This is a genomic window from Psychrobacter sp. Pi2-51, from assembly GCF_904846665.1.
Classification (GTDB): Bacteria; Pseudomonadota; Gammaproteobacteria; order Pseudomonadales; family Moraxellaceae; genus Psychrobacter; species Psychrobacter glaciei.
Genome location: NZ_CAJHBP010000002.1, coordinates 1 through 11,772 on the forward strand (window position 1 = coordinate 1; position 11,772 = coordinate 11,772).

General features: G+C 43.0%; 9 protein-coding genes. 5 read left to right on the forward strand and 4 right to left on the reverse strand.

Annotated features, from left to right (window positions below; all coding sequences use genetic code 11):
• Positions 1–322: ribonuclease P protein component (gene rnpA / locus JMY08_RS01175; protein WP_201588982.1), on the reverse strand; the 322-nt coding region annotated here is incomplete at its 3' end.
• Positions 323–508: 186 nt separating this feature from the next.
• Complete coding sequence (gene rpmH / locus JMY08_RS01180) at positions 509–643, reverse strand: 50S ribosomal protein L34 (protein ID WP_007394757.1); 135 nt, start codon at positions 641–643, stop codon at positions 509–511.
• Between the two features lie 578 nt (positions 644–1,221).
• On the opposite strand from rpmH, the gene dnaA reads away from it, so the two are divergent.
• From dnaA to JMY08_RS01205, 5 genes are all read left to right on the forward strand, one after another.
• Positions 1,222–2,667: a chromosomal replication initiator protein DnaA gene (gene dnaA / locus JMY08_RS01185; protein ID WP_026037099.1), complete on the forward strand. Its 1,446-nt coding sequence runs from the start codon at positions 1,222–1,224 to the stop codon at positions 2,665–2,667.
• Positions 2,668–2,872: 205 nt separating this feature from the next.
• Entirely contained in the window at positions 2,873–4,048 is a 1,176-nt protein-coding gene (gene dnaN / locus JMY08_RS01190) for a DNA polymerase III subunit beta (protein ID WP_010197155.1), read from the forward strand.
• Between the two features lie 196 nt (positions 4,049–4,244).
• Positions 4,245–5,459: a DNA replication/repair protein RecF gene (gene recF / locus JMY08_RS01195; RefSeq protein ID WP_189583870.1), complete on the forward strand. Its 1,215-nt coding sequence runs from the start codon at positions 4,245–4,247 to the stop codon at positions 5,457–5,459.
• A 511-nt stretch (positions 5,460–5,970) separates the two neighbouring features.
• Positions 5,971–8,616 carry a DNA topoisomerase (ATP-hydrolyzing) subunit B gene (gyrB, locus tag JMY08_RS01200; protein WP_227669968.1) on the forward strand — a complete coding sequence of 882 codons (2,646 nt, stop codon included), beginning with the start codon at positions 5,971–5,973 and terminating at the stop codon, positions 8,614–8,616.
• Between the two features lie 265 nt (positions 8,617–8,881).
• Positions 8,882–9,511 (forward strand): manganese efflux pump MntP family protein, encoded by a 630-nt coding sequence (locus tag JMY08_RS01205; protein WP_201588985.1) that lies wholly within the window; start codon positions 8,882–8,884, stop codon positions 9,509–9,511.
• Positions 9,512–9,755: 244 nt separating this feature from the next.
• Here JMY08_RS01205 and rlmF read toward each other — a convergent pair whose 3' ends face one another.
• Both rlmF and JMY08_RS01215 read right to left on the reverse strand, forming a co-directional pair.
• On the reverse strand, positions 9,756–10,793 hold the full coding sequence (gene rlmF, locus JMY08_RS01210; RefSeq protein WP_201588989.1) for a 23S rRNA (adenine(1618)-N(6))-methyltransferase RlmF: 1,038 nt from the start codon (positions 10,791–10,793) through the stop codon (positions 9,756–9,758).
• 65 nt (positions 10,794–10,858) lie between these two features.
• Complete coding sequence (locus JMY08_RS01215; RefSeq protein ID WP_201589009.1) at positions 10,859–11,590, reverse strand: LysE family translocator; 732 nt, start codon at positions 11,588–11,590, stop codon at positions 10,859–10,861.
• Between the last annotated feature and the right edge of the window lie 182 nt (positions 11,591–11,772).

The following is an 11,772-nucleotide window of genomic DNA, read 5'->3' on the forward strand; positions in this document are numbered from 1 at the left end:
CTTTATTATCTAATTCTTTAATTGATTTTTTAACAATAAAAACAATGTCTTTATTTTCTAACATTGAGGACTTTACGCGAAACTGCTCACGTATTTGACGTTTTATTAAATTTCGAGCGACCGCAGTAGGTACTTTACGCTTGGTAATCGCCATACCGACTCGCGGCTGCTCATGCGTATTGGTGCGTACAAAAGCCATGAGATGGCTTTGGTGTAGCTTACGCTCAGGAGCGTCAAATACTTCACGGAAAGCCGCAGGCGTTAGCAGGCGTTGCGCTTTGGTGAAGCGGGCAGTCGATGTAGCTGGGACAGTAGTGGACATAGTACAACCTAGTATAAGAGCTGGTGACAATATCAGAAATAACCATAAAATATAGAGACAAAAAAAGCGCCTATTTGGGCGCTTTTGATATACGGCTACGTGTCAGTTGTGATGATTGACTATCGCAATCTATAAACAATAGGAACACAACAAGCACTAGTAGCCATGCTTATCGTTATCTAGTGATTATACAGTAAGACGATGACGTCCTTTAGCGCGGCGACGAGCTAAGACCTGACGGCCTTTTTTAGTTGCCATACGAGCACGGAAACCGTGAGTACGTTTACGCTTGATCACGCTTGGTTGGAATGTACGTTTCATAACTCACCTATCAAAATAATGGACTAAATTCGTAATAACGGAGGATTATACCATTGCATTGTATTTTGGTCAATAAACTAATTTTTTGTTGTCAACGTAATGATTAAATTCTTTCAACTGACTGCAGAATTCCATTAATTTATTAGTTACTGACTGGCTGATCTCAGTTTTAATTTCATAAAGTTATCCACAGAAATCTTCGTGCTCTATAATAATTAATGATTAATATATATAAGTATTGTTGTTATTGGGAGCACGATTATCTGGGGTTAAGTCTTATTTATCCTTTATTATCAAAATACTAGACTATGGGTAAACCTGTGGATAACCTGTGGGTGAAATATGGATAACTTGGGTTATTGACTTATCCACAAAACTATCCACAGTCTTATCCACAAAAAACAGGATGTTATCCACAGGGTATTTGTGTTAGATTAGCCCCCTGCTTGATATATGATTTTGGCGTATTCTCTAATGGTTTCTTTGAGATAGTACTCAGCGACAATATCGGATGCTGGTCGACCAATTATGCCGTTTAGGCACCTTTATTATTTCGGATTATGGGGTTATTGTTTTTCATGATAGATACAGCAACTATTTGGGATAAATGTCTAAACGACCTACGTTATAACGTCAAAGATAATGTATTTACTATGTGGTTAAGACCTTTGTCAGCTCATCAAGAAGCACAAACGCTGATCATTCTTGCGCCTAACGATTATTTTGTGACGTATATCAAAAAAAACCATCTGCAAGATATCCAGCAACTGGTGGCTAAGCACAGTCAAGGTGTTATCGAAGAAGTGATCGTGCGGGTCGACAATGCGGGTCGAGAGTCAGACGAAAATAATCAGTCACAATCAGGTTCGCTATTTGAAGAGGACAAACCCTCCCCTACCCCTGCCGAACACAAATTTGAATCTATACATCAGAATAATGCGCGTGCAGATATCGATGCCAACATGCGTCATGCTGCCTTAGTAGACTCTGCTGATGCCAAATCTTTGAGCTATCTAAACCCTGACTTTACCTTTGAGACTTTTGTTACTGGTAAGTCTAATAATCTGGCGTATAAAGCTTGTTATGAGCTTGGTAAACGCCAGTCAAAAAACCGTCATAATCCTTTATTTATATATGGCCCTTCAGGATTGGGGAAAACGCATTTAATGCATTCGGTAGCACATCGCTATTTAAAAAATAATCAAAGTTTTTATTATTTCACTTCTGAAAAATTTATTAATCAATTGGTTTATTCATTAAGAAATAATAAAATAGAAGATTTTAAAAAGAAAATAAAAAAAGTAGATTTATTGATTGTAGATGATATTCATGTCTTAGCAGGAAAGACTAAAAGTAGTAATGAGTTTTTAACGTTATTTGCAGATTTTACCAGTGGTGACAAGCAACTGATTTTGGCATCAGATCGTCATCCCTCGCAAATGACTGAGTTTGATGAACGTTTTAGATCCCGTTTTTCTTGGGGTTTGACGGTGGCTGTTGATCCGCCTGAGATTGATACACGAGTACAAATATTGCAGAAAAAAGCGGCATCACATGGCATGACATTGCCAAAAGAATGCGCATTATTCATCGCTCAAAATGTGGTTTCAAATGTTCGCCGTTTAGAAGGTGCTCTAAATCAAGTATTTGCCAATGCTAATTTGACAGGCGCACAGATTACTCTCGAAATGGTGCAATATGCGTTGAAAGATATCGTCGCAATGCGTGTCCAAGCCGTGAATATGGATAATATTCGTAAAGTGGTCGCTGAGTACTATGATGTGACTATCAAAGATATGATGGGGCGTAAGCGCACGCGTAGTATTGCTAGACCACGCCAAATAGCCATGGCATTATCACGTGAATTGACCAGCGATAGCTTTCCAGAGATTGGACAGTCTTTTGGAGGCCGGGATCATACGACGGTGATGCATGCTTGTGATAAAGTTAATGAGCTGCGCGCCGCCGATCCTGCGTTCGATAAGGATTACAAGACACTTGCGCTGATGTTACAAGCAGGTTAAAGGCGTATGCAGTCGCTAAATTTAGGGTGTGGCTGCACTATTTTTGGGCTGTGGTTACACTATATTTTAGTCGGCTGATATGGTTTATAATATTGCGAGTGTCAACAGACAGATACCTTATGGATTATCGTCAGTAGACAAGGTATTATTGAGTCATTATTTTACATTTATATAAAAAGAATCATTCAAATAAGAGTAACCAAGCATGCAATTATCGATTAATCGAGAGTCGTTACTAAAAGCTATTAACCTGATCGCCAAAGCCGCTGACAAACGCCACAATATGGTTATCTTGGGTAATATCAAGCTACAGTTGTCTGAGTCAGCGCTTATTTTGACCGCTTCTGATTTAGAGGTAGAGCTGACATCGACGTTGAAATTGCCTGCTGGTGCTTGCGTGGAAGCAGGTACAACCACTTTACCTGCGACCAAGCTGAGAGATATCTGCAAATCTTTACCCGCACAAGCACAAGTCAGTCTTGCCACGCAAGAGAACGAGCGCTGTTTGCTGACCAGTGGTAAGAGCCGTTTTACCTTGGGTACATTGCCTAGCGAAGATTATCCAAGCTTGGGTAATCCTGAAAATATCACGCCGTTGACCATCAGCCGTAGCCGTCTTACTGATTTGATTCATAAAACTCAGTTTGCCATGGCGATTCAAGATGTGCGCTATTATTTAACTGGTATGCTGTTCGATGTTTCACAGCAGCAGCTAACCACCGTTGCGACTGACGGACATAGACTGGCATTGGCACGTAGTGTTATTGATGTGAGTGCAGATCTGAACATGCAAGCCATCCTGCCGCGCAAAGCGGTGATCGAGCTTGAGCGTTTGGCCTCTGAGCTTGGTAAAATGCTAGGTGATCAAGATAACGCAGTAACGTTAAGTTTCGGTCGCGAGTTTTTGCAAGTAAGCCTGCCATTTGGTGAGGTGGATAGTGCAGGGCAGGTGAGTGATAATCTAATGGTTACCTTTACCGCGCGTCTGATCGACGGTAAGTTCCCTGACTATCGCCGTGTCATGCCAAGCAATACCGATAAATTGGCTTTGTTTAATCAAGAGAAGATGACGGATGTGCTACGCCGTGTCGCGATTTTGAGTAACGAAAAATCACGTGGCGTGGTGTTTAATTTCGCCAGCGACGGTATGGTAGAAGTACGCGCTAATAACGCTGAGCAAGATGAAGCAGTTGAGATGATACAAGCTAAGTATCAAGGGGAGCCGATGGAGCTGTCCTTTAATGCCGCCTATTTGCAAGATGTGCTAGGTGTCATCCAAGGTGATTTGCAAATGCATATGAGCCAATCTAACGCCTCAGTGCTAGTAAATCAGCTGAATGATGAATTCCATCAATATGTCATTATGCCAATGCGTATATAGTGTTTTTAGTTTTTTCGGAAGACTGTTGGTTAGACCGTGGCACTTGTCCTGTTAGACGGTGTCGCTATCTTTATAGCGTTGTTTTAAAGACCGTTTTTATATTCAAAACTAACATCTGCAACCTCAAAAAATCTTTAACTAATTAAACTTTTGCCTGCTAAAATGTAGGTGGCGAAAATAGGCGGCTGTCGACATTATGATTGAACGTCTACAAATCTCACACCTACGTAACCTCAGCCAAGTCAATCTACCTGCCACTGCTTGCAACGTCATTATCGGCGCGAATGGTAGTGGCAAAACCTCGCTATTAGAAGCGATATTCTTATTATCAAGAGGTAAAAGCTTTCGTCATCACCAGCCCAAACGCTATATTCAGCATCATCAAGACAACGCGACGGTACATGCTAAGCTCAGTGACAGCAGTACTTTAGCGATTCAAAAGCAAGCCGATGCGACGACGATACTACGTCTTAATCAAACCACGGTCTACAATCAAAGCATCTTAACCGAGCAGCTCCCCACACTATTGATAGATCCCTCTACGATGGACATGTTAGAGCAGGGCAGTGCCAGTCGTCGGCAGCTGTTGGATTGGTTGGTGTTTCACATGAAACAAGGCTTTCATCCGCAGTGGGTGGCTTATCAACGCCTGTTAAGACAGCGCAATAGTTTGCTAAAAAAATCGCGTCATTTGACCCAAGTTCAACTCGCTGAGCTAAAAGCATGGGACAAAGGTCTGAGCAATCATGCAGCGCTTATCCATCACTATCGAGAACGAATATTTAGCGAATGGCAGCCTTATTTTGCTCAAAGCATTGCTCAGTTATTGCCTACTTATGCGGAGCAATTAAGCTTGAGCTATAGCGCCGGTTACGACACCAATGTTGCGCTCGATGTGCAGCTTAATGAGCGTTTAGAGCAGGATTTGCAGCTGGGCTATACCCGCATCGGTAACCACCGTGCTGATATCCATGTCCATTGGCGCTCTAGCGAGCCGCTAGCCATGCATGAAGGGCAGCTAACTAAAAGCACGAAAGTAGAAGGCGATGTGCACACGAAATTACCCGTTTTAAAAGAGCAGGCCGCTAATGTATTGTCGCGTGGTGAAAAGAAACTATTGATCACCGCATTGCGCTTATCACAGTTGCCGCTGCTACTTAATACTGAAAAAGGTACTGATAACTCTAACAATGATTTTAAATCACGAGTGACACCCGTGGTACTGTTAGATGATATCACCGCAGAGCTGGATGATAGGGCGATTGAGATTTTATTGTCAACGCTAGCACAGCTGCCTTGTCAGGTATTTATGACCAGTTTAACCGAGGATATCGTGCCGCTAGTCAATAAATTCTGGTCAGAACCTAATATGTTTCATGTGAAACAAGGTCAAATCTCATCTGCCCAATAGCAATTATTTTTGATATTATTGCCTCCTTATTGCCTCCTTGCTTTGTCGTCAACTCTGCATTTGATCTATAAATTCCACCCTTATTCCAACATAATTTTCACTATCCTAAAATACTTGACGAATAGTGATAAAACTGCCAGTAAACAGTGACTTAGAAGGGAAAAAATGCTAAAATGGGGCTTTATTTTTGTCCTATTCTCAGCAAGTTATCTTATGGCGTGATATAGAGTTTTTTTATTATCTATAAAATTCTAAGTGGCTGATAAACATGCGTTTTATTTATTTTGCTTGGCTTCAATAATGTTCAAAAAAACAGAAGCTAGTATTAAAAAAATGAGCGCTAATTTTATGTCTTTAAAGACCCGCCACAAAGTTGTAGCTAACGCTATTTAGCTACTAATACGCATGAAAGACTTTGACCATAAAACGTTAAGTCTAAGATAACATCGTGAGGCGTCACCGTAATGGTGCGCCCGTGATGGGCTGATGATGGCTAGATTAAGGAATGCACATGAGTGATTCATTACCTACCGATTACGAGCAATTGACAGCCGATACGACAGTTTCAGATGCTACAGTGTCAGATACTGTCGTTGACACGATTGTCCCTGCCGCCGTTCCTGAGAGTTTACCTTCTGATTATAGCTCCAAAGATATCCGTGTCTTACGCGGTTTAGAAGCCGTGCGCGTGCGTCCTGGGATGTATATCGGTGATACCGATGACGGCACTGGCTTGCATCATATGGTCTTTGAGGTAGTGGATAACTCTATCGATGAAGCGTTGGCCGGTCATTGTGATCAGATCGATATCGTCATTCACGAAGATGAATCGGTCAGTGTCATGGATAATGGTCGCGGTGTCCCTGTCGATATCCATCCAGAAGAGGGTGTGTCAGCAGCGCAGGTTATTATGACTGTCCTGCATGCAGGCGGTAAGTTCGATGATAACAGCTATAAAGTCTCAGGCGGTCTGCATGGTGTCGGCGTTTCGGTCGTTAACGCCTTATCTAAAAAGCTGGAAATGAATATCTGGCGTGAAGGCTATCACTATCATCAGACGTATACCGATGGCGTGCCTGATGCTGACATTCAGCAAATGGAAGCGACGGATAAAACCGGTACTCAAATCCGCTTTTACCCTAGTAACGACGTATTTACTGGCACTATCTTCGAATATGATATTTTAGCCAAGCGTTTACGTGAGCTGTCGTTTTTGAACTCAGGTGTACGCATCGTCTTGACTGATGAGCGTATCGATAAGCGTCATGAGTTTGAACATAAAGGCGGATTGTCAGAGTTTGTCAGCTATATCAATGCGGGCAAAGATGGCGTCAACGAAGTCTTCCATTTTGATAGTGAGCAAGACGACGGCATCAGTGTCGAAGTGGCCCTGCAATGGACAGATACTTATAACGAAAAGGTACTGTGCTTTACCAACAACATCCCGCAGCGCGATGGTGGTACGCATTTATCAGGCTTTCGTTCGGCATTGACCCGCTGTCTCAATAGTTATATGGATCGTGAAAACTTATTTAAAAAAGAGAAAGTGACCGCGACGGGCGACGATGCGCGTGAAGGTCTGACCGCAATTGTCTCGGTTAAAGTGCCGGATCCAAAATTCTCTAGTCAAACCAAAGATAAGCTGGTCTCAAGCGAAGTAAAGTCTGCTGTTGAATCGGCGATGCATGATAAATTCAACGACTTTTTGTTAGAGAATCCAACGGCTAGTAAAGCCATTGCAAATAAAATCATCGATGCAGCACGAGCGCGTGACGCAGCTCGTAAAGCGCGTGAAATGACGCGTCGTAAGACTACTTTGGATATCGCAGGTTTGCCTGGTAAGTTGGCCGATTGCCAAGAAAAAGATCCAGCGCTTTCAGAACTTTATATCGTGGAGGGTGACTCTGCAGGTGGTTCAGCGAAGCAAGGTCGTAGCCGTAAGACCCAAGCGATTTTGCCATTAAAAGGTAAAATTCTAAACGTTGAGCGTGCGCGTTTTGACAAAATGCTATCGTCTGCGGAAGTGGGTAACCTAATTACTGCGCTTGGCTGTGGTATCGGCCCTGATGAATATAATCCTGATAAAGTACGCTATCATAAAATCATCATCATGACCGATGCCGACGTTGACGGCTCGCACATTCGTACCTTGCTGTTGACCTTCTTCTTCCGTCAAACGCCAGAGCTGATCGAGCGTGGTTATATTTATATCGCTCAGCCACCACTATATAAAGTGAAAAAAGGTCGTCAAGAGCTGTATCTAAAAGATGATGAAGCGCTTAAAGCGTATCTACTGTCATCTACGATTGATAATACCAAGCTACATATCAGTGAGGATGCACCTGCGATTACTGGGCAAGCGTTAGAAACACTATTGAACGACTATAACCAAACGCAACTGATTAAAGCCCGTTTGCAAATTCGTTTTCCAGCGGTGATTTTGGATGCTTTAACGCATACGCCGAAGCTTAGCACCGACATGACTTACGATAAGTCTGCTATGCAAGGGTGGCAAGAAACTATGCAAACTCAGCTTGAGCACTTCGGTAGTGATCTGAGCCCTGAGATTGAATTGATTAATATTCATGCGCCGCAACCGAAAAATATGGATGCAGCCGCTGCAGATTTATTGGGTATGAAACCTGCCGTAGCAGCTGAAGATGGCGACACTTCTGACGGTGAAGCGTTATCGGCTAAAGCACAATGGTTACCTCGCATCACGGTTTATGTGCATCAATTGGCTCATCATTATCTGCTAGATGCAAGCTTTATCAATTCAGGCGAATATACCAAGTTGTTACGCTTATCGGCGGAATGGAACACTTTGCTTGAGGATAGCGCGTTTATCCGCCGCGAGAATACTACAGGTGCTAGCAAAGACATCCCAGTCCGTGACTTTGATTATCTCTGGCAGCAGATGATGCTTGATGCGCGTCGTGGTCTAGCCATCCAGCGCTACAAAGGGCTAGGGGAGATGAACGCCGATCAGCTGTGGGATACGACGATGGACCCTGAAAACCGTCGTATGCTACGTGTTACTATCGAAGATGCCATCGCGGCGGATCATATGTTTACCTGCCTAATGGGCGATCATGTCGAGCCACGTCGTATCTTTATTGAAGAGAATGCGTTAACAGTCTCTAACTTAGATATTTAAATAGCATAATATTGTGACTCACTAAAAAAACCACCGCTTTGGTAATCAAGGCGGTGGTTTTTTAATGTTAAGGTTGTTTCACGTGAAACTTAATCAAAAATAATATCCTGCTGATATAAAATTTTCTCGCTTGCTGTGCGCTGCGCACTCTAGAGGCTTCGAAAAATTTATTTCAGCAGCATTGTAGTCTTTTTAAATTGAAACGACTATAAACCTTCATTAAACTGTCTCAGTTATAAATTATTAGCATAAGTGAAAAAATAAAATGATTGAAGTCGTGCTACTTGCTGTTGCTCTAGCCATGGATGCATTTGCCGTCGCGATTGGGCTGGGTGCTAAGTCGCAAAAACAGAGCAAGCAATATTTGCTGCGTTTAGCTGTCTATGCGGGCTTATATTTTGGTATTGCGCAGGGTATTATGCCGCTTATTGGCTATTTGTTAGGCGCGGCACTTTTAGGTTGGCTGGCTGCTGCTGCACCTTGGATCGGCGGCATTATACTGATCGGTCTCGGTGGTAAAATGCTGTATGAGGTGTTTACTAGCGATGGGGAAGATGCAGTAGACAGTGCGCTTCATCTAAAAGCCCATGATATTGATACGGCTGGTGACGAAGTGGCAGTCATTCATACTGCAAACAACCATATCAATCATCGCACTATGCTTACGCTCGCTATTGCTACTAGTATTGATGCCATGGCGGCAGGGTTTACGCTTAATTTATTGGCGTTGAATGCTTGGTTGGCTTGTTTAATTATCGCTGTAGTAACGGCTGTATTTGGGCTGTTCGGTGTTTATTTAGGCTGGCGCTCTGGCACATGGTTAGAGGATAAAGCCGAAGCACTGGGTGGTTTAGTGCTTATTTTAATTGGTGTAAAAATCATGTTTTTTGGCTAAATAACTATAGTGAGTGAAAAGTAGTATCGATACATCACGCACTGTTGATATCAATTTTTCTTGCTTGCTGTGCCTACGCAGACAGAGGCTACAAAAAATTGATATCAGCAATACCGACGCGCTTTTAGGATGTTTTGACTATATTTCATTCCAACCTATTTTCTCAATAAAAAGTACCGCTCTGGGTTCCAGAGCGGTACTTTTTTGTTTCACGTGAAACTTTAAGAATTAAAAACGGTAGCTGCTACTCTTCATCAGTGTTAAAACGCCATGCCAATATACGGGTGTTTTTCTGCCCTTGGCTCATCTCAATAATGCGCATCTGTGTGACATCGAGCTGCTTTAGCAATAGCTGTAAAGGCTTAACATTTTCAGATTTTGAGACCAAGCTAGTAAACCAGCCAACATGCTCAGCAAAGTCTTGGCTCTCTTTTATCATTTTGGTTAAAAAGGTAATCTCGCCGCCTTCACTCCATAGCTCTTTATGCTGACCGCCGAAGTTTAGGTTTTGTGCGGCATTGCCAGATTTCGTTGAGCTACGGCTTACTTGCTCGCTTTCGTTCTTACCACGATGTCTTTGCAAATTATGCTGCTTGCGAGTATTGGATTCCATCGCTTCTTCTAATGAAGCGTGGAACGGAGGGTTACAAACGACCACATCGAAGTAATCTTGACGACCGATGATGCCTGCAAAAAACTTTTTGGGGTTGGGTTGTATTTTAACTTTCACCGCGCCTTTTAGCTTCGGATTGGCATCACAAATCAATGCTGCGGTATTGACCGAAATAGGGTCGATATCGCTCGCGGTAAAGCGCCAACCATAGCTTTGACTACCGATAATCGGATAAATGGCGCTGGCACCCGTACCGATATCTAAAGCGTGAATTTCTTTGCCCGTTGGCGGGAGGTTATCGTTATTTGTATGACTGGTTTGCGCAAGTAAGTCGGCAACATAGTGAATGTAATCTGCGCGTCCCGGAATTGGTGGACACAGATAACCTTCAGGAATGTCCCAAAACTTGACGCCATAATAATGGGCCAATAGCGCCTGATTAAGCACTCTTACCGCTTGATGGTCAGAGAAGTTGATCGTTGGCTCGCCATTAGGGTTGGTAATCGTATGCTTGGCAAGCTCTGGCAAGGCACGGGTCAATACCGCAAAGTCATAGCGACCTTGGTGCGGATTGCGCGGATGTAGCTGACCGAGTTTTTTAGCAGTCTCAGGCGATCTGTTTCTGTGATTGTTGGCGGTCGGGCGACGGTTCATAGGCTTACTGGTCATAGTATCGGGCTTTGATGTTTGAATATAATGCACCATTTTAGCAGATTTCACGAGTCACGAAGGTCTTATCGGCTACGTAAGATAAGATTTAATCCTAATACAATCATCGCTGTACCCAAGACGCGGTCTATCCAATGCTCAAAGCATTGAAAGCGGCGATGAATCGCAGGGATAGAAAGTAACATCACCACCGTGCTAAACCATGCCATCTGCAAGACCATCATCCATATGCCATAGATTGCTAACTGCCAAAGCGGGATATCTGGTGACAATACGAGGGTAAATATGGCGACAAAATACACCGGCGCTTTTGGGTTAAATACATTGCAAAAAAAGCCACGACGCAACGTAGCAAAGGTGGATTCGCTATTGCTTGGTAACTTTTGGGTAGAGATATTTTTAGCTTGGGGTATGGTTTGGCTAGTAAGCGCATCCTGTGAAACGTGAGCGCTTGAACTTACTTCTGAGTCTGCTGCAGTTGTTAAGTTGGCTAAATCTGATGGTTTTTTAGGTTTGGCTTGGATGCCTTGCCAACCGAGATAAATCAGATAACCACCACCCAACCATTTGATAGCAGTCAATAGCGGCTGCGAATGTGCAATGACCGTCGCCAGTCCCAACACCGAATATATAATATGTACGGCAAGCCCCATAGTAATACCGAGACTACAGATCAAACCAGTGCGTCGACCTTTTGCCAATGTCTGCTGTGATACCAAGACAAAATCAGGCCCTGGAGAGGCAGCAGCGAGTAGATGGACGCTAGTGATCAGCAAAAAACCGTGCCAAAATTCCATAAAATACTCTGAGTCATGTCTTAGTTTTAATAATAGTTGCACTTATCGCAAATCAGGTCAACTAATATTGATGTCAGCTATTCATCAACGCGAAAACGGTGCTTGCGTTGCAGAGGGCGTATGTCTATATTAAAAGTAAGTCGAATAAATCTTTAGCAATATTGATTTGGCATAGGGTGAAC

Excerpts from the sequence above, each read along its gene's own strand:
- rpmH (WP_007394757.1), bottom strand. The coding sequence starts at position 643 with ATGAAACGTACATTCCAACCAAGCGTGATCAAGCGTAAACGTACTCAC.
- dnaA (WP_026037099.1), top strand. The coding sequence starts at position 1,222 with ATGATAGATACAGCAACTATTTGGGATAAATGTCTAAACGACCTACGT.
- dnaN (WP_010197155.1), top strand. The coding sequence starts at position 2,873 with ATGCAATTATCGATTAATCGAGAGTCGTTACTAAAAGCTATTAACCTG.
- recF (WP_189583870.1), top strand. The coding sequence starts at position 4,245 with ATGATTGAACGTCTACAAATCTCACACCTACGTAACCTCAGCCAAGTC.
- gyrB (WP_227669968.1), top strand. The coding sequence starts at position 5,971 with ATGAGTGATTCATTACCTACCGATTACGAGCAATTGACAGCCGATACG.
- JMY08_RS01205 (WP_201588985.1), top strand. The coding sequence starts at position 8,882 with ATGATTGAAGTCGTGCTACTTGCTGTTGCTCTAGCCATGGATGCATTT.
- rlmF (WP_201588989.1), bottom strand. The coding sequence starts at position 10,793 with ATGACCAGTAAGCCTATGAACCGTCGCCCGACCGCCAACAATCACAGA.
- JMY08_RS01215 (WP_201589009.1), bottom strand. The coding sequence starts at position 11,590 with ATGGAATTTTGGCACGGTTTTTTGCTGATCACTAGCGTCCATCTACTC.